The sequence below is a fragment of the Shewanella sp. ENK2 genome (genome assembly GCF_043568515.1).
GTDB classification, from domain to species: Bacteria; Pseudomonadota; Gammaproteobacteria; order Enterobacterales; family Shewanellaceae; genus Shewanella; species Shewanella japonica.
In genome coordinates this window covers 2200832-2225509 of record NZ_CP171406.1, presented here as the reverse complement: position 1 = coordinate 2225509, position 24678 = coordinate 2200832, and the positions used below count along the sequence as shown (strand labels likewise).

The window sequence follows — 24678 nt, the reverse complement described above, 5'->3', positions numbered from 1 at the left end:
TACCCTCTAGCAAATAGATAGGAAAACCAATGGCTAATGCAACCATGGTCAGTGCACCAATGACCAATGTTCAAACATTAATGGACCAAATGAATGTCCATTCAGAAATGGCCAAAGGCGCCATCAAAGTCGGTCCAAATCCGAGAGACTTTGGCACTCAACACCCTTCATTCACTGAATTGATGGAGCAAAAGGTTGCTGCAGTTAACACCGACCAAAACACCTCATCAGCACTTATGCGTGCTGTCGATAGTGGCGAAAGTGATGATTTAGTTGGTGCCATGGTGGCCTCACAAAAAGCCAGTTTGTCATTCGCCACTATGATTCAAATTCGAAACCGTTTGGTACAAGCGTTCGATGACGTAATGAAAATGCCGATTTAATCAATATTGATATAAATCAGCTCATTAACGATAAGTTTCAATAGCCTAAACCGCCTTAGTGCAAGGAAATTAGACACAATGCCTACAACTCTTACTCAAACTAGCCAACCCGTTACCGAGGTTGGAGAGAAAAAATCGCCTTTTACGACGATAAAAGAGAAATGGACCAGTTTCAATCAAGGCGATAAACAAGTTGTCGTGCTTGCGGTTTTCGCCATCGTCGTGGCCTGCGTCATCGTGCTGATGTTATGGACCGCAAGCCAAGGCTACCGACCTTTATACGGCAGCCAGGAAAAAGTCGAAACGGCGCAAATTATTGAAGTTCTTGAAACTGAAGGAATAAGCTATCGTCTTGATACTAATTCTGGGTTGGTTTTAGTGCCTGAAGACAGACTCGGCAAAGCGCGAATGATTTTGGCAGCCCGTGGCGTGAAAGCACAAATGCCGATGGGAATGGAGTCACTAGATAGTTCAGGGATTGGTACTAGCCAATTTATGGAACAAGCTAAATATCGCTACAGTCTTGAAGGTGAACTCTCTCGTACCATTATGGCGCTACGTGCTGTTCGTACAGCCAGAGTGCATTTAGCTATTCCTAAAAAAACCCTATTTATTAGGCAGCAACCTGAATTACCTTCGGCATCGGTCATGCTTGATCTTTATGCAGGTAGCAACATTCAATCTGAACAGGTTGAATCGATTGTCAATCTGGTTGCAGGCAGTGTCACAGGAATGACTGCAGAGCAAGTACAAGTTGTCGACCAACAAGGTAATCACTTAAGCTCAGCGTTAACCCTCAATAATGACATTACCCAAGCACGAGATCGCCAGCTCAAGTACACCCACGAGCTAGAGCAAAGCCTCATCAACCGTGCTTCAAGTATGTTAATGCCAATCCTTGGGCAAGAAAATTTCCAAGTTCAGGTCGCTGCGCAAGTTAATTTTAATCAAGTCGAAGAAACGAATGAGTCACTCGACCCTCAATCTGTTATGCGCAACGAACAGCAAAGCTCAAATGAAGTCAATGGTGACTTGGCCATGGGAATACCCGGTGCGCTCAGTAACCAGCCTCCAGCTGCAGAAGGTGCTGAAACCAATCAACGCCGCAATGTCACTCAGCAAACTCAACGTAATTTTGATGTGGGACGTTCGGTTAAACATACCCGCTACCAACAAATGCAATTAGAGAACCTGTCAATTTCTGTGTTGTTAAATAATCAAGCTGCAGGCGAAAACGGTTGGACTGAAGCGCAACTTGAATCAATGAGCAACATGGTACAAGACGCCATTGGTTTTACCGCTGCGCGTGGCGATCAATTTAGTATCAATAGTTTTGATTTTGCGCCAGTGAAAGTAGCTGAATTCCAGCCTATGCCATGGTGGCAAACAGAAGGTTACGAGTCATACCTGCGTTACTTTATTGGGTTACTACTCGGTATTGGACTGATTTTCTTTGTCTTACGTCCGTTAGTTCGCCACTTAACTAAAACCGTTGACTTAAGTGCGATGAAGGAAGTTGAAGAGCAGGATAATTATCAATATCAAGAGCCTAGCCCTGCAAAATTAGACAGTAGCAATAGTGATGCACAGTCTCTTGCAGATGAGCTAATGGGACTTGGTCAGCCTCAAGCTGATGATGACCTAATGAATATTGGACTACCAGAAACCAGTTCTCCGCTAAAAGTGAAAATGGAGCACCTCAGTGTTCTCGCTGAAAAAGAGCCCGCTCGTGTAGCAGAAGTCATTGCCCACTGGATCAGCGACAAAGATGCTAAACAACACTCATAGCGAGATAGGAAAAGACTAATGATGAATGAACTTGATATTAACTTAGATAATCTCGACCAAGCTGCCATGATCCTATTGAGCATGGGCGAGAAAGGCGCAGCGCAAGTGATGGCTCATTTAGACCGTAATGATGTGCAGCATTTGAGCCATAAAATGGCTCGCCTATCGAGCATTACTCAAAATGAAGCCGACTTTGTCATAGGACGCTTTTTTAAGCGCTACCAAGAACAATCAGGTATTGCCCGCGCCTCACGCTCATACCTGCAAAAAACCCTCGATTTAGCCCTAGGGGATCGTGTAGCAAAAAGCTTGATAGACAACATCTATGGTGACGAAATCAAAACCTTGGTTAAACGTCTTGAGTGGGTCGACCCTAAGTTACTTGCCCGTGAAATCACCAATGAACATAGCCAACTTCAAGCGGTACTTTTAGGTTTATTGCCACCAGAAAGTGCAGCCCAAGTATTATCAGGTTTACCAGAAGCAGGCCAAGACGAATTACTGGTTCGTATCGCTCAATTAGGAGAGCTTGAGCGCGGTGTCGTTGAAGAACTGCGCCACCTCGTAGAACGATGCATGCTCATAGCAATGGAAAAAAGTCATACTCAAGTATCTGGTATTCGCCAAGTTGCCGACATTCTCAATCGCTTTGAAGGTAACCGAGAGCAATTGATGGAGATGATTAAGCTCCACGATAAAAAACTGGCGGGTGAAGTGGCAGACAACATGTTCGACTTTATTATTTTAGGTCGTCAAAAAGCGGAAACCTTGCAAGAAATCATGGCGCTTGTGCCTGCCGATACGTTAGCGCTAGCGCTTAAAGGTATTGAATCAGATCTTAAGAAAACCTTACTGCAAGCGTTACCAAAGCGTATGTCTTCAGCGATAGAAACCCAAATTGAAGCCATAGGCACAGTCCCATTGAGTCAAGCCACAGCAGCCCGCAAAGACATTATGGAGCTGGCTAAGCAAATGATGGACGAAGGCCAAATAGAATTACAGCTGTTTGAAGAACAGGTTGTTGAGTAATGAGCCCATTTTTGACTGATCAAAAGAGTAAAGCCATGAACAAGTCACCGCATTCTGACAGACGCTTTCGCCTCAGCGGCGAGCGTGTACGCCGTCACCAATTTAGCCCATTACATGCAGACGAGCTTGCCCAAAACCATGAAGAGCCATCATGGCAAGATTACCAACAAGCTTTTGATAAAGGTTATGATGAAGGCGTCGTAAAAGGTCATGAAGCTGGCTTAGTTTCAGGCCACAAAGAAGGCCAACAATCTGGCTATGCCGCAGGATTTAATCAAGGACGAATTGAAGGGCAATTAAAGGGTAAAGAAGCTATTGATGAGCAACTTAATAACTTAATTACGCCATTGTCAGCAATGAAATCTTTGCTCGAAGAGGGTCATACTCAGCAGGTGATGCAGCAACAGGAGCTGATTTTAGATTTGGTTCGTCGAGTATCAATTCAAGTTATCCGATGTGAACTGACCTTACAGCCTCAACAAATTCTTGCCTTAGTTGAAGAAACACTAGCCGCGATTCCTGATGCTCCCACTGACGTGAAAATTCATCTTGAGCCATCAGCTGTCACGCAATTGAAAGATATCGCAGCTGATAAAGTGCAAGACTGGACTTTAATCCCTGACAACACTATCAGTGCGGGTGGTTGTCGTATTGTGGGCGATAAATCCGATGCCGATGCCTCAATGGAAACCCGTCTCAATGCCTGTTTAGATCAAGTAGAGAATCACTTAAAACGCACAGATATCGAGCAACAACTGTCATCAGATACAAGTGTCAATCAGGCAGCAACAGATACAACAGACGAAACTCGAGGCGCCAGTGAGCAGTAGTTCGGCTCAAACAAGCGCCGAGATAATTGACTGGCCGTCTGTGCCAGTGGCACAAGTGTATGGCAAGCTCACTCGAGTCAATGGCTTGCTGCTTGAGGCTGTCGGCTGCCAACTAGGTACAGGCGATCGCTGTCATATTGAGTGTCGCAATGGTGGAGTCGTCGAAGCTGAGGTTGTCGGGTTTTACAAAGACACCGTCTGTTTAATGCCAATTGAACACACCACAGGACTGATGCCTGGCGCAAGAGTGATCCCTATCGCTGAGCGCTGCCAAATACCTGTTGGTAAAGGCTTACTTGGCCGTGTACTTAATGGCTTAGGTAAGCCACTTGATGACCTTGGCCCTCTTAGCCAGATACAAACCATTCCTATGGTGCAAATGAGTACTAACCCGCTACAGCGTAAGCCAATTACCGAACCTTTAGATGTCGGGATCCGAGCTATCAATGCTTTATTGCCCGTCGGCCGTGGTCAACGCTTAGGATTATTTGCTGGTTCTGGTGTCGGTAAAAGTGTGCTGTTAGGCATGATGACCCGCTTTACTGAGGCTGACATTGTCATCGTAGGGCTAATTGGTGAACGTGGCCGTGAAGTGCGTGAATTTATCGAGCAATCATTGGGCGAAGAAGGCCGACAACGTTCAGTTGTCATCGCCGCTCCAGCAGATACCACCCCATTGATGCGTATGCGTGCCATGCGACTGTGCCATCACATTGCTTGCGCTTACCGAGATCAAGGAAAGCGAGTTCTGCTATTAGTTGACTCTTTAACCCGCTATGCACAAGCGCAGCGAGAAATTGCCTTAAGCTTAGGTGAACCACCGGCAACCAAAGGTTATCCGCCGTCAGCGTTTGCCCAGCTTCCTAGCTTGGTCGAAATGGCAGGAAACGGCCAACATCCTACAGGCACCTTAACTGCATTTTATACCGTATTAACGGAAGGTGATGATCAACAAGATCCTATTGCCGATGCCGCTCGAGCCATCCTTGACGGCCACATAGTGCTAGATAGAAAACTGGCCGAACAAGGCCATTACCCTGCCATTGATATTGGCGCTTCGGTAAGCCGACTTGCAGCGCAAGTTGCCAGCACTGACAGCTTGTCTCACGGACAAGTGTTTAGGCATTTAAATAGTAAATATCAACAGGTGAAAGAATTATTGCCTTTAGGTGGTTATCAGCCTGGGCAAGACAAAGAGCTGGATATTGCAGTGCAAGCGTACCCACAAATGGCCGCTTTTTTACAGCAAGCGACCCATAGTCAGGCAGACCATCAACATAGCATCAGCCAATTACAGCAGTTAGTTGAAGGTCTGGGTTACCAAGCACCTCCTTCGACTGAATAAGGCAGATGCAGCAGTACGTCATCAACCAAAGCGCATTGTAGAGATCGTAAAATGAAACAGCTTTTACAGTTATGCCAACAAGAAGAAAAGAAACTGCATCAGCTCAGCCAGCAAAAGAATGCCAGCCAACAGCGTTTGCTTGAAATCGCCCAGCAGCAGCAACAACTATCAAGCATGGTCAGCCAATATCACGCTTACCCACAACAATGCGCCAACCCGCTATTAATGCAAAATAGCGTGCAAATGATTAACGCAATTCAGCCCCTACAAAAGAAGCTCACACGTCAAAAAATATTATTAGAACAAGAACATCAAAGAGTGGATAAAATCTGGCGTAGCCAGTTAGGGCGCCAACAAGGCATTAATTGGTTCTATCAAGATCGTCTCAAACAACGACAAGCTCATATTAATAAACAAGAACAAAAACAAATGGATGATTTGGCCTGTCGGTATCAGCTTAAGTAAACATACTTAAATGATGTTTTTTATTACCAAACTTCGTTTAGCTTTCCCCTCCCCTTACTTTATTAGCGCACAGAGGTTAATTTGAATATAAATAAGAGTGTCATTTGGGGCAACCTTCATAAATGGTCGGCAATCACCTGCATAGGAACAACTTTGCTATATCTTTTCCTTGTGATGAACTTAACTTACGTTGGAGTAAAGGTAACGTATTACTCAATCCCCATTATAGTGATTAGCTTTGCGCTAGCTTACTTATCAAGAAAGCACAGAACTTATTTTAGAAGCAAAAATTGCTAACTTTCAAAGTGAAAGATTCTTTGTATTTCCAAACTTCGTTTGGATTAGATCAAAGTCCTGGTGCTTCGCCCACACCCAATTCTAACATTCGTGATTTCTCCCATATTTCCAAACTCCGTTTGGATTAACGTCGTGGCGCTTCGCCCACACCCGACCAAAAGGGTATCAACAGCAATACCCTCTTGGAACACCCCGCTGCCCCTAAGAAATTTTCTGAAAAGCGAAAGATTTCAATGGGGACTTTCATATCGTTTAACTTTATCTGTAGCCTGCTTCGGTAAGCTGTGAAAATCACTAACGCTTACGATGGGGCGTCCCTTCCCCTCGAAAGCTAGCCAGAATCTTAAGTACAGGATGTACTAAATGCCTTGCAGCACATGGATGTGCGAGAAAGGCCATGTCTGGACTCACGCGATTTTCTTACTTACCTCAATTCAAATGGAACATTCGAAGAAGATCAAAAGCAGTGCGATTGTTATTACAGCGAATGCTTAAGTTGCAAACGAACCTTCGGGCACAATGATCCCCATTGAAATTGCTGAAATGCGTTGAAGAAAATGGCGTAAGCCTGACAGGACGTCAGGCTAGCTTTAGTTGGCCATGGATGGCCTATCTAAAGCGTTAGCTATTTTCGAATAAGCATGAAGCTTGCTCGCTTTTCAGAGCAATTTCGTAGGGGCGGCAAGGGATGTCGAGAAGGGAAATGCTGTTGTTTCCCTTTCGTCGGGTGTGGGCGAAGCGCCACGACTTTGATTTTTGATAAATGCAATATTAGCTTTTTTGTAAGCAAAAAAGTTAGGCTTTACCTAGCATACCCATAGTCGTTTTGACTTTCTGGTTGCTTGTTCAATAACGAGTTAATCACTTCTTGTTGGCTGACCAACAACTTGCCATTTTCTTCGTTAAACTGTTGGCTTTCTTTTACTAAATCAACCAAGTTGCGCCACAATATCAGTACTTGTTTTTGGCTGGCGTGAGGCAGTCTCGCGATGAGATCTTCCATACCTTTGCTGTTACCCGTAAAACCTAAAGCAACTAAGGTTCTTGAACGGTTTTTAGCGCGCTCCATTAGCTTTTCACACAATTGTGTTTGCGCTTCATTATGCAACCCTAAACCAGCATTATCACGGCGTTTCATCAATTCACGTTGGCGGATTAATAAGCCATGAAGCTGTTTGTAGCCATCAATATCCACTCTTATTCCACGCAATAACCCTTGCACTTGCTCCCGCTTAGATACTGGTGCAGCCGAACCTTGATGTGATTGTTCCACTTGATTACCCATGATTTTGCTTCATCGCCTCTGCTATTTTTTTCACATCTAAACTGAATGTGCCGTTTTGCAATGCTTGACGTAATTCAGCCACTTTTGCGGCGTCAAAGTCGTCCATACTGGCTAGGTTAGGCTGGTTTTTTCAATCAGTTTCCAATCATCACTCACGGTACTTTGCACAGGCATTTTCCGTGTTTTAAGCTCGGCAACTTCATGCTGTTGCGAGGTATTGGATTTGCTTTTCGTTGTGCCCATGTCAGCGGTGACTGCGCTAGAAATTTTGTTGATATCCATAATGGTTCACCATATATGTCGTCGATATCTATTAAAGGCGGCTAATAAACAAGAAAACTAAAATATCATCATCATAAAATCAGCCTGATAACTTAAGCGGATTGATGCGCAATTTAGCCTATGGACGTTGACAAGCTTTGAGCTGTAATACTGAACATGAAATTTGATAGCTAAGACTGAAAAGTTCGCAGGTCAGTGGGTCTATTTGACCTGCTTAAAATAAGGTCTTCACTCTGCCTTTCGCAGTGGGGTAAACATGAATAATTTTACCAGAACTTAAATTGCGGACTCGAATGGTGGATCCTTCTCCGCCAGACTCCAATGCTTCTCCTGGCATATTGGCATAAAAGCCATTCATTTTAGCTTCTATAATCACCCGGTCACCAATATTAATCCATTGAGGATTAGTTACTTGGCTGGTTTTAATCGCTCTGAACCGACGCAGTTTGTGGCTGACTTGATGACCGATTAATTGCGATTTTTGAGTAATAAGATCTCGGTCTGCTGGAGTCAATTTAAGCCATTGCAGCTCAATATCACTGGCAGAAATATGCTCGCCTCTTGCCAATGGTCTATTTGCCACAGGGACATTGGCAGTGACATCAACACGAGCACGAATAAATAAACTCCACCCTAATGATTCACATGTCACTCGACGTTGAACATTACCAAAAGGCAATCTAGCACCGCTGCTAATCACCAGCGCGTTTGGGCATTGCTGCAAGTTAGCAGCCCCTGAAGGTAAATGCACATCAATCGTGTGTTTGATGGCATCAAGCCCTGCTTGTCGCTGCCAGTTGGCTAGTTCCTTTTCTACCATTTGCGTAAAAGACTGCTTTAGTTGCCCTGTGGCATTGCTGTGATCTTGCGCATGTATTGTCAGCGGAAGCAAACAGGATGCCGCCAGTGTCACACAGGAAACTAGCGTTCCGATCTTATCTTTAAAATAGTCACAAACCATTGATAAAACTCGCTTTAAACTTTTGGCACACTAATTGGATAGACAAGGCAAATATTGAAATCGTCCATACCATACTAGGAGTTTTAATGGCTATCAACCTCGACACCGCCTTAGGCATTCACGCACAAACATTAGATTTTCGAGTCGAGCGAAGCAAGATGTTGGCGGGTAACTTAGCCAATGCTGAAACTCCTGGTTATAAAGCGAAGGATTTAGATTTCAAAGCTGTCATGACGCAAATCAATGCGGGAATGGATGTCGGTCGAGACTACCAAACAGCCTACCGTGTGCCTTACCAAAGCTCTGCGGATCACAATACCGTTGAGCTGGGTAAAGAACAGGCGAGGTATTCGCAAAATGCCATGGATTATCAAACGAGTCTCACCTTCTTGAACATGAAAATTTCCGGCTTACGCTCGGCTATCGAAGGACAATAGGAACTGATATGTCATTTGGAGAAATATACCAAATTGCGGGTGCAGGTATGCACGCACAAACCATTCGTTTAAACACCGTGGCCAGTAACTTGGCTAACTCAGGTGCTGCGGCAGAAAACCCTGATGATGCATATCGTGCATTAAAGCCGGTTTTCTCAACGATCTACAACCAAACCCAAGAAGGCAAAGCCACTGGTGCACAAGTTGAAATCGCCGCCATTGTCGAAACCGATGCTCCGTTAGATATGCGATACGAGCCTGATCATCCCTTTGCTGACGAACTCGGTTATGTCGCCTATTCAAACGTCAACACAGTTGAAGAAATGGCTGACATGATGGCAGCAAGTCGTTCATTTGAAACCAATGTAGAAGTGATGAACCGTGCTCGTTCTATGCAACAAGGGCTCTTGCAGCTAGGAAACAAATAATGAATGTTACCCCAAGTACAACCAGTAATGACCCTGCTGCAACTGCCACAGAAGTCATGAATTCACCAGGCAATGATGCTTCATCTATCCGCAATGAATTTCTAACCCTGATGATTGCGCAAATTCAAAATCAAGATCCTACCAACCCTATTGATGGCACTGAGTACGTCACTCAACTGGCACAGTTCTCACAAGTAGAAAGTCTTGAGCACATGCGCGCAAATCAAGCCACCAGCATGGTGATGATGGAAAATTTAGCCATTGTGCAATCAGCGCAACTTGTGGGCAAAACGGCCATGGTGCCAGCATCAGAGCTTGAAATAGACTGCTTACCTGTTGATGGCAAAGTCTATCTAGGTAATGCGGTTGAAGAACTCAGTATCGATATCATCGACGAAAATGGTGATGTGGTACATACCTTAGAGTTAGGTTCTCAAGAGCCTGGTGATGTGGCCTTTACCATTGATCCAGAAGCCCTAGATTTGCCTGCTGGCGAATACAGTATCGAAGCCAATATCACTGCTGATGATGTTACAGAAACCGCAGATACCTTCATCGCTGCAACCATTGAAAAAGTTCATTTTGTCAGTGCCTCCGGCGTCATGATGGCCGAATTAGGTAACGGGCTTGGCACCGTTTCTGTTCTCGAAATCTCTGAAGTCTCATAACAAAAATTAATAGGATTACACCATGTCGTTCAATATCGCATTAAGTGGTTTACAAGCAACAACACAAGACTTAAACACCATCAGTAACAACATTGCTAACGGTTCTACTGTTGGTTTCCGTAGTGGCCGTAGCGAATTTGCAGCCGTTTACAATGGTGGCCAACCTGGCGGTGTAAATACCATGTCGACTAGCCAAAACTTCTCGATGGCAGGCAGCCTTGCGTACACAGGTCGTCAACTTGATATGGGAATTCAAGGTGATGGATTCTTTGTTCTTAGCGGTCAAGATGGCAGCACCATGTACTCACGTGCAGGTATGTTCAATCAAGATGCCAATGGCTATGTAACCGATCCAGCGGGTAACCGTTTACAAGGTTACAGTGTCGGACCTGGCGGGCAATTACAAAACGGGAATGTCACAGACTTACAAATACAAGCAGGCTCATTACCTGCTTCAGCAACCAGTACCATTAGCTTAGTGTCTAACCTCGACTCTCGAGTCGATGCAATCGACCAAACTGACACTCCGTTTGATAAAGATGATGCATCGACGTATCACTCTTCAAGTACTGTGACGACCTATGATTCACAAGGTAATGAGCACGCACTAACGCAATACTTTGTTAAAACGGATGACAATGAGTGGTCAGTTCACTATGTGATGGGCGATGAAGATATTACGCCAGCTGCGGGTCATCAACTGTCATTTGATGAAAACGGTTTGCTGACTGCTGGCGCTGATTTTGAATTAGACATCCCACGAGATATTACTGGCGGTGCAGCCGCAATGGTATTGGCACTCAGCTTTGATAAAAGCACCCAATACGCTTCTGACTATAACAACTCAAGCCTAAGCCAAAACGGTTACACATCAGGTGAGCTTAACGGTATTCGCCTTGACGATGGCGGTAACTTGTACGGCACTTACACTAATGGTGAAGAGCAACTTCAAGGGCAAGTGGTGTTAGCCGATTTCAACAACCCAAATGGTTTAAACCCTGTAGGTCAAAATGCGTGGGTTGCCACTAACTCAGCGGGCCAACCAATGATTGGCACGCCAACAACAGGCACCTTAGGGTCAATTAATGCAGGTTACCTAGAAAGCTCAAATGTCGATAACACCGCTGAAATGGTTAACTTAATGACCGCCCAGCGAAACTACCAGTCAAATGCCAAAGTGTTAGATGCCAACTCGACTATGCAGCAAGCATTACTAAACGTTATTTAAGGCTGAACCATGGATAAGATGCTGTATACCGCTGCAACAGGCGCGACCAGAGTCATGGAAGCCCAAGCTATCAGAGCCAACAACCTGGCAAATGCTGATACCACTGGCTTTAAGGCAGATCTTGAGCGTGTGAATGCCAAAGTGGTCACCCCCACAGGTAATAGCTTACACACTCGAGTCTTAGCGCAAACTGAAAGTAGCGGCTTTAGCCAACAGGCAGGTGTGCTCAACCCAACAGGCAGAACATTAGATTTAGCCATCAATGATGGCGGTCTATTTAGTGTGATGACACCTAATGGAGAGGCTTATACACGCTCTGGTGTCGTCGTGCCTGATGCTGCGGGGCAATTAACCATAGATGGTCGCCCTATCGCAGGCGTTGATGGTCCAATCGTGCTACCCGAATACCGAGAGCTATTCATTGGTGATGATGGTCGCATCAGTATCATTGCCGACACAGGCAACATTACCGAAGAAGTCGGTCAGCTCAAACTGGTTAACCCAGACTTACAGCAAATTCGAAAAGGCCAAGATGGACTGTTTTACAGTAACGATGGAATGCCATTAGCCGCAGACGATGAAGTGCTAGTGCGTAGCGGCTTTCTTGAGGCCAGTAATGTTAAAGCGGTAAGCGAACTCATAGCGTCAATGGACTTAAGCCGCCAATTTGAAGTGCAAGTGAAACTGATGCAAAGCGCCGAGAAACTGGCTGAATCAGGCAATCGTTTAATGCGTGATGCATAACAAAGCACGCACGACAGAATAAAATAAAAGGAATCACATCATGCAATCTGCATTATGGGTAAGTAAAACGGGCCTTAGTGCTCAAGATACTAAAATGACCACCATTGCCAACAACTTGGCTAACGTTAACACCACAGGTTTTAAGCGTGATCGTGTGGCATTTAACGATTTGTTTTATCAAGTACAACGCCAGCCTGGCGGCCAAGTTGATGAGCAAAATGAATTACCTTCTGGATTACAACTAGGTACAGGTACCCGTGTCGCTGGTACCCAAAAAGTATTTACCACAGGCGATATTCTCACTACAGGTCAGCAGCTAGACATGGCGATTCAAGGCCAAGGTTTCTTCCAAATCGAAGAAGCAAATGGTGACTTAGGTTATACCCGTGATGGCCAATTTTTCCGTAGTAGCGACGGCTTAATGGTGACATCACAAGGCTTACCTTTAGTACCCAATATCGAAATTCCGGAAGATGCGTTAACCGTAACGATTGCATCAGACGGCCAAGTGTCTGCACAAATGGCGGGCCAAGCCGAAGCACAAGAATTAGGCCAAATCACCTTAGTTAATTTCACCAACCCTGCTGGTTTAGAGGCTCGCGGAGACAACTTATACCGTGAAACAGGCGCATCAGGTGCTGCGATTGAAGGGGTTGCAGGCGATCAAGCTATTGGCCAAATTCGCCAAGGTTCTCTTGAAGGTGCCAACGTTAATGTTGTTGAAGAGATGGTTGAAATGATCTCGACTCAACGTGCTTATGAAATGAATGCCAAAGTCGTGTCCTCATCAGATGACATGCTCAAATTCTTAAACCAAGCACTGTAAACACTCACGACAGGTATTGAGCAAGGCATTACCTTGCTCAATGCCTTTGTAATACTTTGACTCATGGTCAGGTTAACTTCGTCTCGACAAGGAATATTATGCGACATAGCTGGATTGCGATAGTACTACTGCTATCGGGTTGTGCATCTCACCTTCCTGAGCCAGAAACGGCACCGGGTAAGCCAGAGTGGGCTCCCCCAGAAATTGATTACAGCTTGCCAGAAGCCAGTAATGGTAGTGTTTATCGTCAAGGTTATATGTTGACACTTTTTAAAGATAAACGGGCATTTCGTGAAGGCGATATCCTCACTGTGTCACTGGATGAAAAAACTTATTCGAGCAAAAAAGCTGATACCAAAACCAATAAAGAAAGCTCGATGTCTATTGGCGCACAAGGCTCGTCAGGCAACAGCAGTTTTGCTGGCAGCGGTGGCGCAGATACAGGACGTTCATTTAACGGCACAGGTTCAAGCACTCAACAAAACCAATTAACCGGTTCCATTACTGTCACGGTCGCCAAAGTGTTACCTAACGGCGCCTTGCTCATTCGAGGCGAGAAATGGCTCAGGCTGAACCAAGGTGATGAGTACCTTAGATTACTCGGACTGATCCGCACCGATGACATAGGCAACGACAATACTATTTCATCTCAACGTATTGCTGATGCCAGAATTATCTATGGCGGTCAGGGTGCAATTTCAGACAGTAACCAAATGGGTTGGGCGTCTCGATACTTTAATAGCCCTTGGTTTCCGCTGTAATGACACGACTTGCACAGCGTCATCTCATCCAGTTTACTTTTGTTAGTGCCTGCCAATTCGTGCAGGCATGGAGCGTTAAATGAAACAAGCTATCGCATTTTTTGCGAGCGTGTTAATGACTATTTTGTCATTTCAAACCACTGCTGCACCGCAAACAGAACAAGCCATTCAAAATCGTTATTTGATGGATATTGTTGATGTGCAAGGTATCCGTGATAACCAACTCGTAGGATACGGTTTAGTTGTGGGGCTCGATGGCACCGGTGACCGTAACCAAGTGCGCTTTACCAGCCAATCTATCGTTAATATGCTCAAGCAGTTTGGCGTGCAAATTGATGATAGAACCGACCCTAAATTGAAAAATGTCGCAGCAGTCGCTGTACATGCCACCATTCCGCCACTGGCAAGTGCGGGCCAAACCATTGATGTGACCGTGTCATCTTTGGGTGATGCAAAAAGTTTACGTGGCGGCAGCTTACTGATGACCCCGCTACGTGCTGTCGATGGCGAAGTATATGCCGTGGCACAAGGTAACTTGGTCGTTGGCGGCATTTCAGCTCAAGGTCGTAACGGTACGTCTTTGACGATTAATACCCCGACCGTAGGGGCAATTCCTAACGGTGCGCTGCTAGAGGCAGAGATCCACAGTAACTTTAACGAAACCGAACACATTGTCCTTAACTTGCGCGACCCCAGTTTTAAAACTGCCCGCAATATTGAGCGAGCTGTGAATGAGTTATTTGGCCCTGATGTAGCAGAAGCCGATAGCAGCGCTAAGGTTTTAGTTCGTGCGCCTGAATCAAATCGTGAGCGTGTGACCTTTATGTCTATCCTTGAAGAGCTGCAAATTGAACAAGGGCGAAAATCCCCCGCGTAGTGTTTAACAGCCGTACAGGCACAGTAGTGATGGGTGGCAATGTCGTTGTTAGAAAAGCAGCAGTAAGCCACGGTAACTTAGTCGTGTCGATTGTAGAGCAGGAATTTGTCAGCCAGCCCAATGCGCCGTTTATAGGCCAAGGGCAAGGTCAAACTGTGGTTGGTAGTGATAGTGATATAGATATTGATACAGGCGATGGGCATATGTTTGTGTGGCCAGAAGGCATTGCACTCAATGATGTTGTAAGAGCAGTCAATAGCTTAGGCGCCTCACCAATGGACTTAATGGCAATCCTGCAAGCGCTTAATGAAGCTGGCGCATTAGAAGCTGAATTAGTGGTGATTTAATGAAATTAGATAATAACCACGGTTATCTGAATAACCTCAATGCAAAAGACTTAATCGAAGCCAATGGTGAACATGGTGCTTTAGAGCTGGTGAGCCAGCAATTTGAAGCCCAATTTTTACAGACAGTGCTCAAACAAATGCGCTCGGCATCTGATGTCATGGCCGATAAAGACAGTCCATTATCATCTCAAAATGATGGCATGTACCGAGACTGGCATGATGCTGAATTGGCGGGTCGATTAAGTCAGCTACAAAGCACTGGCCTTGCTAGCGTAATGACAAAACAATTGTCCGCTGGGCTTCAGTCGGCTCCTGATAGTGTCGCTTCTAATAACCATACTGAACACGTCACTCAAGTTGAGAATACCAGCGCGCAAATACCTGCAAAAACTGAACAAAGTTCAGTGATGACTGTGAACACAACAGCCATGCAGCCAGCGTTAAATATTCCACTAATGGCCAAACCGAACAAATAACAGCGGCGAACAATTCGCAATATCGACAGGGTTCGACGCTGTGACATGAGGATTAGATATGAGCATGCTCAATATTGGGATGTCAGGCATTAATGCCAGTATGGCAGCACTCAATGCCACATCAAATAACATTGCCAATGCAATGGTACCAGGCTATTCACGCCAATCTGTATTGATGAGTTCTGTAGGCAGCAGTGCTTACGGTAGCGGTATGGGGGTCATGGTTGACGGTGTTCGTCGTATTTCAGATCAGTATGAAGTGGCGCAACTGTGGAAAACCACCAGTGATGTCGGCTTTACCAGTGTTCAAGCCAGTTATTACACTCAAGCCGAGCAAATATTTGGTTCTGAGGGCAATAACATTTCCGCAGGTTTAGATTTATTGTTCGCTTCGCTCAACTCAGCTATGGAGCAACCCAATGAAATTGCCCATCGTCAGAGTGTATTAAATGAATCTCGTGCCTTGACCCAAAGATTCAATTCTATCAGTGACGGTATCGACTCACAGCTCAAGCAGGTCGAAGGACAAATTAACGCCTCAACTAAAGAAATCAATGCTTTGCTTGAGACGATTGCCAGCTTTAATGCAGAAATCCAATCATCAGGAAGTAACCCACCGCTGTCGTTACTTGATGCGCGCGATGCTGCGATTGATGACTTAGCCGTGATTGTTGATATCCGCGTCGTTGAAGATTCTCAAGGGATGAAGAACATCTCATTGGCTCAAGGACAGCCGTTGGTTTCTGGCACTCAGTCTTCAACGCTATCAACTCAGCCAGATCCTGATAACCCACAATTATCTAAGGTCAGTATCCAGTTTGGTAACTCCAGTTTTCCGATTGATGAAACCGCCGGAGGGAGCTTTGGAGCATTACTCGATTACCGTGATACCAGCTTAGCTGAGTCAATGGCGTTTATTAACGAACTCGCACAAACCGTCGCTGACGAGTTTAATGCAGTATTGCGCGAAGGTACGGACCTTAACGGCGAAAAGCCGACCCTGGATTTATTCACTTACGACCCGAGTAACCCTGCGGGCACCATCAAAATCAGTGACGGCTTTACCGCTGAAATGCTGGCATTTGGTAAGGATGGTACACCCGGTGATAACGACAACTTAAAAGACATATTAGAACTCGCCAATACCGAGTTTACGTTCGAGTCTATGGGTGTCACGACCACTATGGGTGATGTTTATGCCAGTAAAGTCGGTCAACTCGGCTCAGCCTCTCGCCAAGCGCAAATGGCCCAGGACACTGCATTAAAACTGCAAATGGAAGCGCAATCACAATGGGCGAGTACCAGTGGCGTCAGCATGGATGAAGAAGGGGTGAATCTGATTATTTATCAACAATCTTATCAAGCCAATGCCAAGGTCATCTCTACCGCTGATCAATTGTTCCAAACGCTTTTAATGTCTATCTAACTGAAGGAATTCTGCAATGCGCGTTAGCATGATGAATATGTACAGCCAAAACCTACAAAGCATGCAAAACCTCACCAGTGATGTGGCTAGAGTGAATCAGCAAATGGCCACAGGTAAGTCCATTTTGCGTCCTTCAGATGATCCTATTGGCATGGCTAAGGTCATCACAACACAGCGAGATTTAGCGTCTACATCGCAATACTTACAAAACACTGAATCACTTAGTACCAGTTTAGATCGCTCTGAAACCTACCTTTCGAGCATGACTAACCTGCAAATGCGGATGCGCGAAATCACCATCGGTGCCAATAACGGTGCGCTATCTCCTGAAGATAGAGCCGCTTACGCTGCCGAGCTAAGTGAATTATTAGAGTCATTTGTGGATGTGGTTAATGCAAAAGATGACGGCGGAAACTACCTGTTTTCAGGTAACGAGACAGGGACAGCTCCTATCGGTATTGATGCTGATGGTAACTACTTTTATCAGGGCGATGATGGCCACCGAGAAGTACAGATATCCGGCTCAGCTTGGATGACAGGTAACGTGACTGCTCAAGAATTTTTATTCTCATCAGGCGGCACTGATATCCTGAATCAAACCAAGCAATTTATCGATGTACTGAATGACCCAGATTTAAGTCCTGGCGATGATGTTTTTACCCAAGCAGCTGAAGATATGTTAGCGGCATTAGATGATTCTTTAGCAAGCATTAGCGGCGCTATTACTGATATTGGTGGTAAACAAAATGCCCTTAGTTTGATGCAAACAACTCACACAGAGCGCATTTTATTCAGCGAAGAAGTTATCGGTGAAACCGAAGGCCTAGATTATGCTCAAGCCACAGCTGAGTTTAATTTGAAGTTGACCACATTACAGGTGACGCAACAGTCTTTTGTGCAGGTAAGTCAGTTATCATTGTTTAACCACATGTAAGTTAGTTAACCAAATCCATGCTTAAAGGTATTTCCGAGAGTCTCAATGTATTGCAGCGCAACCAAACGGTTGCGCCAGCACCTACCGCTGTGCCAAGTTCACAGCCAGCGACAGCCAAACCTGCGCCTTCGATTCCAACCCACAGATTAGCAAGCTACCAAAAGTGGGCGAAAGTCACTCAAGGCCAGCATGCTATTTCAGCCAATCAAGTGGCTGAACAAGGCTTATTAAAGGTGTCGCAATTACTCAAAAAACTGCAAGTTCCTCTCAGTAATGCCTCTTTGCAACATGGCCTGTCAGAACAACAATCTGATACCGCAAAGCAACTCCAACAACAATTAGCAGCGCTCGATATCAGTTATCAAAAGCAACCGTTAATTGATCACCAACTGAATTTAATCAATAGCCAGCGCCCAGCAGCTAAGCATTTCTTTCAGCTCAAGTCGGTTGATTTAATTGGGGTAAAAACCCGTGATGAACGCATTACCGTACAATATGGGAATCAAGCGGCAAGTGCGTTATTACCCGCGCATCAAAATAGCCAGTACTTAGCCAAGCAACTGACTCATGCTTTAAAAGACATTGGGATAACGGTACAAGCACCTGCACGAGATTCAGCTATGCTCAGCAGTGAACATAGTGAATGGCAACAGATACAAGCGGGTTTACTGATGTCAGGCCAAGGACAACGCCTGCCAGCTGGCGAAGCTCGCACAGTAAAAGTGGTAGAGATATTATCTTGGCAAGATCCAAAAGAGTGGCGCTTCGATAAGCCCGAGGACATTAAACAAACACAGGCTAAAATTGCTAAAACTCAGCAAAAAGTGACTCAACAGTTGATGGAGTTACGCAGCAGCAAACAAAAAGTGCAGCAGCAATTAAAGCGAACAAACTACCAAGAACAACTTCATGGCAACCTTGATAACAACATGGCTAAACTCAAAGAACTGATGCAGCCTACACCTTTTTATGCCCAGGTGACGTCCTTAATGGCGCAAGCTAATGTCAGCCGTGACCATGTGTCATCACTATTAAAAAGTAAGCCATAAATACATTGTTTCTCACGATAATGAGGTTTTATTCGTGAAAAGTCCCTTGTTGTAATTCACTTCGAGTCTCAACACACATCCCTCACGCCCTATATTTGATGGGCTTTGGGATTTATACCAAGCTACAAGATTCTGTTTTACTCCCTCATTTGAACAAAATTTTAGTATTTTTTTATCACTCCGATTCAGTTTCGTTTTCCTGTGTCGTTTTAATTAATTGTGAGACCAAAACTTTAAACTATAGGAAAACATTATGTTATCTGTTCATACTAATACTGCTTCGAACATTGCTCAAAACTCAGTGACTAAAAGTAACGATCTAATGACCAACGCTATGGAGCGTTTATCAACAGGTCTTCGTATCAACAGCTCTGCTGATGATGCTGCTGGTCTACAAATTGCGACTCGCTTAAATGCAAACGTAACAGGCATGGAGCAAGCTAGCCGTAACGTGAATGATGCGACATCTATGCTACAAACTGCTGATGGTGCACTTGAAGAGCTAACAACTATCGCAATGCGTCAAAAAGAGCTTGCTACACAAGCAGCTAACGGCGTGAACTCAGCTGAAGACTTAACTGCTCTAAACGACGAATTTGCTGAATTAAGTGCTGAAGTTGACCGTATTATCGGTGACACTGAATACTCAGGTAACAACCTATTCACTGCTTTAGACGATATTGATTTCCAAATCGGTGCAGGTTCAAACGAAGTATTAAACGTAACTTTAGGTGCATCTGCATTAGCTGGTCTAACTGATGATCTAGAAACTGCAGCTAACGCAGCAATCGATAACGTTGATGACTTCATCGATGCTATTGGTGTTGAGCGTTCAACGCTTGGTGCTAACATCAACCGTTTAGGCCACACAGCGTCTAACCTAACTAACGTTACTGAAAACACTAAAGCAGCTGCAGGCCGTATCATGGATGCAGATTTCGCCGTTGAATCAGCTAACATGACTAAAAACCAGTTATTAGTTCAAGCAGGTACTACTGTACTTTCTAACGCTAACCAAAACACTGGCTTAGTTATGGGTCTATTACGCTAATATCGCGTTAATAACCTTGATAAAAAGGGCCGCTTGGCCCTTTTTCTGTTTTTATTCAGTACGTCTTTCATTGTTATCAACTCAAGCCTTACTAGTCACTGCAAGCATCTAATTTTATTGATAATAAATGTTTATTGCACTTCAGCCACTCATTATCCCTGTCGCCTTTAATCACTGTTACAAACCCTTTTTCGACACTCGGTAGATCAAACGGAAGCTCAGCTTCCATTGTGCTGCACAAAACGGAAGTTGCTTAACCGACAAAAAAATCGAAAAACCAATAAATAACTATTAAACAATAACTTAACCATTGGCATAAAGATTGCCATTCAAGTCAGTTAGCCAATAGGAGTTGCCATGATTTCAGGTATGAGTGCCGCCTCATTTGCCGAGCAATTAGTTGCTGCAGAACGAATGAGTAAAGATGCTTTATTTAAAAACAACTTAGATAACAGCAAAGCACAAATTGATGCTTATAAAATTTTAGAACGCACCTTAAACAAGATGACCAGTAATCTGGAAAACTTAAACGGTGATGCCTTCGAAGGTAAAACGTCTGAAATTAGCGATGACAGTGCCACCATCACAGTAGACAGTGATGCACCTGCTGGCGTTTACGATTTATATGTTAAGCAACTGGCTCAAGCGCATCAAATCACTAAATCCTTCACAAGTGAAGATGAAATTCTACCAACCACTGGTGTGGTCAGCATCGATGTCGGTGGCAATAGCATCGACATTGATATGGCCGAGCTTAACGCTTCAGGTAACGCAACGGTAAGTGACTTACGTGATGCAATCAACAAGCATCCTGACAACCCTGGTGTCACAGCTTCTTTAGTCAGAACAGGTGGTCAAGTTGAATTGATGCTGACATCTGATGAAACCGGAAAAGACAGCACAGTCACCATGGAGATGAATGGCACAGACTGGGGCACTCAAGAAAGAATTAAAGCCCAAGATGCCGAGTTTACCCTTAATGGCATTGATATCACCAGTAGCAGCAATTACCTCGATAACGTCATTGATGGCGTCAATATCGAGCTGAAAAAGCCCATAACGTCGGTGAAAGCGCCACGATTACCATAGGTAACGATACCGAAGGCACCGAAAAAGCCGTTAATGATTTTGTTGATTCTTTCAATGAATTAATGACGCAACTAAACCAACTCACCCGCTCAATGGGGAGCTCGGTTTTAGATGATATTAATGGCGACAAAGACAAAGATGATGACGATGAAGACGATGATGATGATGAAAACTCATCAGTCGGCGAAGATCAGATCGGTATTTTAAAAGGCGATTCAAGCCTGCGTATGCTGCAAAACAGTGTTCGTAATGCCATTTTCGATGAAGCACCCAATGGCATGCGCCTCTCTGATATCGGCATTGAAATGGGTCGTGATGGCAAGCTGTCTGTCGACGATGAAAAGCTCTCTCAAGCCATTAGCAGTGACTCAGAGGCGATCAAGGAAATGTTTACCGCTGACGGTGGTTACATTGATCGTATCGATTCAATCATCGACCCATTTACTAAAAACAATGGCTATATCGATTTAAAGCAGAAAAACCTTGATTCTCAAGTGGAACAAATCGAAGACAACATGTCTCGTCATGACAACCACATGAGTCAACGGTACCAAATTTTACTCACTCAGTTTACTGCAATGGAAAACACCATTAACAAGTTAAATACGGCTAGTGGCCTATTTTAATTAGGAAAAATGAACAATGTTGAACGAATACGATCCTTTTAATGCTTACAAGCAAACCACACTAGACGCCAGAGTCGCCTCAGCTAATCCCCATGAAATGGTGCGTATGTTGTTGGACGGTTTACTGGAAGAAATTGAGCGTACCAGTGGATACATGGAGCGACAAAGCTATGAAGATAAAGGGAAAAGTGTCAACAAGTGTCTCAACATTGTTCATGGTTTGGATTCGATGTTGGATTTAGAGAATGGTGGTGAAGTCGCTATCACACTAAACCGCCTCTACGACTACTGCAGTCGTCAATTAGTGACCGCTAGTGTTGAAAACAGCGTCACGGAGCTTACCCCCGTCATTAAGGTAATTACAGATGTCAGAGCCGGCTGGGCCAACCTCAACTAATCAGTGGCAGCAATTTGAAGCTGCACTGATTAAATATGCCAAAGCAAAAGACTGGAAGAAGGTAGAAAAAGTTAATGAGCTAATGATGATGGCGCTTACCGTTCAGGGTAAGCCCAAAACTCAGCAGCAATTATTGGCTCGCCAATCCCTTTCAAAAACCCATCAATTGGTGATTGCTCAGGCTACAGCAGAAAAAGACTTGCTGAATAAAGAGATGAAGCAGTTCCAAGCAACAAAAGACGGTATCTCAGCTTATAAGCTAACCAGTCTTTGCGGTGAAATTTATGATAACTAATGTGTCCAATTTATCTGCGATGGCGAGTCATTCATCATCGCAACCTTTTAGTATTTCAAGTGAGACACAATCAGATTTTGAGCATGAATCTCAAGGCGATATGGGATTTGTGATGCCTTTGCCATCATCCCTTGTCTCACCAGATAAAAACGTCGTCACATTGCCTCAAGAAAATGTGACTGTACAAAATAGTGCGATAAGCCACATCCCTGCCCACCTTATCAGTGAGATAAAGCAAAACCCCTATCTTGCAGGGGCGTTATCGGCATTAACAAATGAATTTGATAGTAAAAATCCAGCGGCATTATCTCAGGCTTCAGAGCAAGTTAAGTCAGTTTTAAGCGAACTTTCGTTAATGCAAAATAGCACGAATTCTCCATCATCAATTAGCCCTGAATTACGTGACTTTTTAGCTTTACTAAACCAGCAAGTTAGCCAGTCGTCAGCGCCATCACAAGCCCAGGTTAATCAATTAGCCTCTGGCTTGCCCAATGGTCAACAGCCGACATCGGTAACAACCTCCTTGGCACCACAAAGCATGCAGCCTGCGATGGAAATGCACCTCAATATGGCTCCAGCAGCGGCAATAACACCGCCAGTGACTGACGGGGTAAGCACAGAGTTAGATAATATTAACCAAGTCATTAACCAACTCAGTCAAACCGCAGCTAAAACACAAGCAACGAGCCAGTGGGGCCCTGTTTCAGTGTCTCAATCTGCGCCCATGTTACAACAGTCAAACGAGCTGCTATCTCCGCTTCGAGATCAGCTCAGGTTTCAAATTGATCAGCAAATTAAATCTGCTGAATTGCGTTTAGACCCACCTGAACTTGGCAAAGTAGAGCTCAATATTCGCCTTGATGGTGATCGGCTACATATTCAAATGCACGCAGCCAACAATAGCGTACGTGATGCCCTACAAATGGGGTTAGAGAGACTGCGTCATGATTTAGAAATGGAACATGGTGGTCAAATTGATTTTGAAATGTCGGACACCTCATCAGAGCAGCAACACACATCGCGTGACGCAATAGCGCAGCAATTCATTTCAGAAGAAGCGAATCAACAACATGAACAACAAGACGTTAGCTCACTCACTCAATCAGACTCATTAAAGCCTGAACAAGTTGATTTACTCGCTTAACAAAGGAAAAACACAATGGCTATAGGTAGCAAAAAAATCGGGAAATTAAGCGGATTAACTATGGTATTTCTTGCCTGGTCTGCAGGGATATTCTGGGTAGGTTGGAAGTCACCAGAGTTGTTCGGTGAGCCTTTCACCGCCTTTGAACCCGCGCCTAAGGTGGCGCAATTTTACCCGCTCGAAAAATTCATATTCTCGGTGCCGGGTAAAGACACCTCGCACTATTTGTTATTAGAGATGGCATTAAAAAGCCGATCTGATGATGCTGCCAACATCATTCGAGATGCTGATCCACTGATAAAAAATGCACTGATGAAAATGTTTTCCCAAAAAGAATATGAAGAACTTCATGCCAGCCACCAACTGGAATTACTGCAAACCGAAGCGCAAGTGTTATTGGCAACGGTGCTAACTGAAAACAATTTTTCCATTGAATTAGACGACGTTTTATTTACCAGAATGGTTATTCAATAAAAGGGGCTGTCATATGCAATCCGGTCAACTCGCTTATCAAGAAGCTTTTGAAGAGAAGCATGTCCACCGCTTATCTGAAGCGCAGGTTATGCAGCAATACTTGCCGTTAGTTAAGAAGTCAGTGTCTCACCTTAGAACCCATTGCGGTGCAGCTTTGGCCATAGAGGACATGGAACAAATAGGCATGATGGCTTTACTTGAGTCAGCAAGACGTTATCCGGGTGAATATGACAATGGGTTTATTTCTTTTGCTGGGCAACGGATCCGCGGCGCTATTTTAGATGAATTGCGCCGCCAAGACTGGCGCCCTCGTCCAGTAAGACAACAAGCACATGAACTCAATGATACGGTCAGAAAGCTCATCAGAGAACTTGGCCGTGAACCAACTGATGTCGAAGTGGCTAAGTCCTTAGGGCTCAATAAAGAACAGTACCGTGATCGCTTATTTGCGACTCAATCAGAGTCAATGAAGAGTCTTGATGAGTTATTAACCGAAGGGGTTAACTTTAAGGATAAGAGTTGCTTTATTGAGCAAATAACCAATAAAGACACATTATTTAAAGCAATTTCGAAATTAAACAAAAGAGAGCAAGTAATCCTGTCGCTTTACTATCAACATGAACTTAATTTAAAAGAAATCGCTGCGACTCTTGGTTTAACTGAAACACGAATATGCCAACTACATAAACAGGCTATTGCGAATCTTCAGCAAATATATCAACAGTGGGAGCGATAA

Annotated in this window: 27 protein-coding genes and 2 pseudogenes; 25 read left to right on the top strand and 4 right to left on the bottom strand. The window is 44.5% G+C overall.

What is annotated here, in order from left to right:
• Positions 1-29: 29 nt before the first annotated feature.
• From fliE to ACGEDC_RS09910, 6 genes are all read left to right on the top strand, one after another.
• Positions 30-383, top strand: a complete 354-nt coding sequence (gene fliE, locus ACGEDC_RS09935; protein WP_055025290.1) for a flagellar hook-basal body complex protein FliE — start codon at positions 30-32, stop codon at positions 381-383.
• Between the two features lie 78 nt (positions 384-461).
• Positions 462-2171 (top strand): flagellar basal-body MS-ring/collar protein FliF, encoded by a 1710-nt coding sequence (gene fliF / locus ACGEDC_RS09930; RefSeq protein WP_394497965.1) that lies wholly within the window; start codon positions 462-464, stop codon positions 2169-2171.
• 18 nt (positions 2172-2189) lie between these two features.
• Positions 2190-3200: a flagellar motor switch protein FliG gene (locus tag ACGEDC_RS09925; protein WP_055025292.1), complete on the top strand. Its 1011-nt coding sequence runs from the start codon at positions 2190-2192 to the stop codon at positions 3198-3200.
• Positions 3200-4030, top strand: a complete 831-nt coding sequence (fliH, locus tag ACGEDC_RS09920; protein ID WP_394497963.1) for a flagellar assembly protein FliH — start codon at positions 3200-3202, stop codon at positions 4028-4030. Before ACGEDC_RS09925 ends, fliH begins: the two co-directional genes overlap by 1 nt.
• A complete protein-coding gene (locus tag ACGEDC_RS09915) occupies positions 4020-5375 on the top strand; it encodes a FliI/YscN family ATPase (protein WP_394497961.1) in 1356 nt (451 codons plus the stop codon). Before fliH ends, ACGEDC_RS09915 begins: the two co-directional genes overlap by 11 nt.
• Before the next feature lie 51 nt (positions 5376-5426).
• Complete coding sequence (locus ACGEDC_RS09910; RefSeq protein ID WP_055025293.1) at positions 5427-5840, top strand: flagellar FliJ family protein; 414 nt, start codon at positions 5427-5429, stop codon at positions 5838-5840.
• Positions 5841-6939: 1099 nt separating this feature from the next.
• Here ACGEDC_RS09910 and flgN read toward each other — a convergent pair.
• From flgN to flgA, 4 genes are all read right to left on the bottom strand, one after another.
• On the bottom strand, positions 6940-7410 hold the full coding sequence (flgN, locus tag ACGEDC_RS09905) for a flagellar export chaperone FlgN (protein WP_394497958.1): 471 nt from the start codon (positions 7408-7410) through the stop codon (positions 6940-6942).
• 4 nt (positions 7411-7414) lie between these two features.
• Positions 7415-7528, bottom strand: a complete 114-nt coding sequence (flgM, locus tag ACGEDC_RS09900; protein WP_394497956.1) for a flagellar biosynthesis anti-sigma factor FlgM — start codon at positions 7526-7528, stop codon at positions 7415-7417.
• A gap of 5 nt (positions 7529-7533) precedes the next feature.
• Complete coding sequence (locus ACGEDC_RS09895; protein ID WP_394497954.1) at positions 7534-7704, bottom strand: hypothetical protein; 171 nt, start codon at positions 7702-7704, stop codon at positions 7534-7536.
• A gap of 214 nt (positions 7705-7918) precedes the next feature.
• On the bottom strand, positions 7919-8596 hold the full coding sequence (flgA, locus tag ACGEDC_RS09890) for a flagellar basal body P-ring formation chaperone FlgA (RefSeq protein ID WP_225442148.1): 678 nt from the start codon (positions 8594-8596) through the stop codon (positions 7919-7921).
• A gap of 155 nt (positions 8597-8751) precedes the next feature.
• Here flgA and ACGEDC_RS09885 point away from each other — a divergent pair, with 155 nt between their 5' ends.
• The 19 genes and pseudogenes from ACGEDC_RS09885 (at position 8752) to ACGEDC_RS09795 (ending at position 24678) form a co-directional block, all read left to right on the top strand.
• Positions 8752-9102 carry a flagellar basal body rod protein FlgB gene (locus ACGEDC_RS09885; RefSeq protein ID WP_055025309.1) on the top strand — a complete coding sequence of 117 codons (351 nt, stop codon included), beginning with the start codon at positions 8752-8754 and terminating at the stop codon, positions 9100-9102.
• Positions 9103-9110: 8 nt separating this feature from the next.
• The gene (flgC, locus tag ACGEDC_RS09880; protein WP_394497951.1) at positions 9111-9530 is read left to right on the top strand and encodes a flagellar basal body rod protein FlgC; all 420 of its coding nucleotides are present in this window, start codon (positions 9111-9113) and stop codon (positions 9528-9530) included.
• A complete protein-coding gene (locus tag ACGEDC_RS09875; protein ID WP_394497949.1) occupies positions 9530-10198 on the top strand; it encodes a flagellar hook capping FlgD N-terminal domain-containing protein in 669 nt (222 codons plus the stop codon). The genes flgC and ACGEDC_RS09875 overlap by 1 nt, the downstream gene beginning before the upstream one ends.
• 22 nt (positions 10199-10220) lie before the next feature.
• Positions 10221-11426 (top strand): flagellar hook protein FlgE, encoded by a 1206-nt coding sequence (flgE, locus tag ACGEDC_RS09870; protein WP_080914660.1) that lies wholly within the window; start codon positions 10221-10223, stop codon positions 11424-11426.
• A 9-nt stretch (positions 11427-11435) separates the two neighbouring features.
• Positions 11436-12170 (top strand): flagellar basal body rod protein FlgF, encoded by a 735-nt coding sequence (locus ACGEDC_RS09865; RefSeq protein ID WP_394497947.1) that lies wholly within the window; start codon positions 11436-11438, stop codon positions 12168-12170.
• Positions 12171-12210: 40 nt separating this feature from the next.
• Positions 12211-12996, top strand: coding sequence for a flagellar basal-body rod protein FlgG (gene flgG / locus ACGEDC_RS09860; RefSeq protein ID WP_055025314.1), 786 nt, complete (start codon positions 12211-12213; stop codon positions 12994-12996).
• Positions 12997-13094: 98 nt separating this feature from the next.
• Complete coding sequence (flgH, locus tag ACGEDC_RS09855) at positions 13095-13757, top strand: flagellar basal body L-ring protein FlgH (RefSeq protein ID WP_055025315.1); 663 nt, start codon at positions 13095-13097, stop codon at positions 13755-13757.
• A 115-nt stretch (positions 13758-13872) separates the two neighbouring features.
• Positions 13873-14981, top strand: a pseudogene (locus ACGEDC_RS09850) (flagellar basal body P-ring protein FlgI).
• Positions 14981-15457 carry a rod-binding protein gene (locus ACGEDC_RS09845; protein WP_394497944.1) on the top strand — a complete coding sequence of 159 codons (477 nt, stop codon included), beginning with the start codon at positions 14981-14983 and terminating at the stop codon, positions 15455-15457. Before ACGEDC_RS09850 ends, ACGEDC_RS09845 begins: the two are co-directional and overlap by 1 nt.
• A 58-nt stretch (positions 15458-15515) precedes the next feature.
• Entirely contained in the window at positions 15516-16883 is a 1368-nt protein-coding gene (flgK, locus tag ACGEDC_RS09840; protein WP_055025318.1) for a flagellar hook-associated protein FlgK, read from the top strand.
• A 16-nt stretch (positions 16884-16899) separates the two neighbouring features.
• Positions 16900-17817 (top strand): flagellar hook-associated protein FlgL, encoded by a 918-nt coding sequence (flgL, locus tag ACGEDC_RS09835; RefSeq protein WP_394497941.1) that lies wholly within the window; start codon positions 16900-16902, stop codon positions 17815-17817.
• A 17-nt stretch (positions 17818-17834) separates the two neighbouring features.
• Entirely contained in the window at positions 17835-18866 is a 1032-nt protein-coding gene (locus tag ACGEDC_RS09830; RefSeq protein ID WP_394497939.1) for a hypothetical protein, read from the top strand.
• Positions 18867-19119: 253 nt separating this feature from the next.
• The gene (locus ACGEDC_RS09825; RefSeq protein WP_065110147.1) at positions 19120-19917 is read left to right on the top strand and encodes a flagellin; all 798 of its coding nucleotides are present in this window, start codon (positions 19120-19122) and stop codon (positions 19915-19917) included.
• A gap of 357 nt (positions 19918-20274) precedes the next feature.
• Positions 20275-21632: pseudogene (fliD, locus tag ACGEDC_RS09820) on the top strand (flagellar filament capping protein FliD).
• Between the two features lie 16 nt (positions 21633-21648).
• Entirely contained in the window at positions 21649-22029 is a 381-nt protein-coding gene (fliS, locus tag ACGEDC_RS09815; protein WP_055025332.1) for a flagellar export chaperone FliS, read from the top strand.
• Positions 21998-22324, top strand: coding sequence for a hypothetical protein (locus ACGEDC_RS09810; protein ID WP_065110149.1), 327 nt, complete (start codon positions 21998-22000; stop codon positions 22322-22324). The genes fliS and ACGEDC_RS09810 overlap by 32 nt, the downstream gene beginning before the upstream one ends.
• Positions 22314-23468 (top strand): flagellar hook-length control protein FliK, encoded by a 1155-nt coding sequence (locus ACGEDC_RS09805; protein ID WP_394497936.1) that lies wholly within the window; start codon positions 22314-22316, stop codon positions 23466-23468. Before ACGEDC_RS09810 ends, ACGEDC_RS09805 begins: the two co-directional genes overlap by 11 nt.
• Positions 23469-23483: 15 nt before the next feature.
• Positions 23484-23942: a flagellar basal body-associated FliL family protein gene (locus tag ACGEDC_RS09800; protein ID WP_055025335.1), complete on the top strand. Its 459-nt coding sequence runs from the start codon at positions 23484-23486 to the stop codon at positions 23940-23942.
• Between the two features lie 13 nt (positions 23943-23955).
• A complete protein-coding gene (locus ACGEDC_RS09795; protein WP_055025336.1) occupies positions 23956-24678 on the top strand; it encodes an RNA polymerase sigma factor FliA in 723 nt (240 codons plus the stop codon).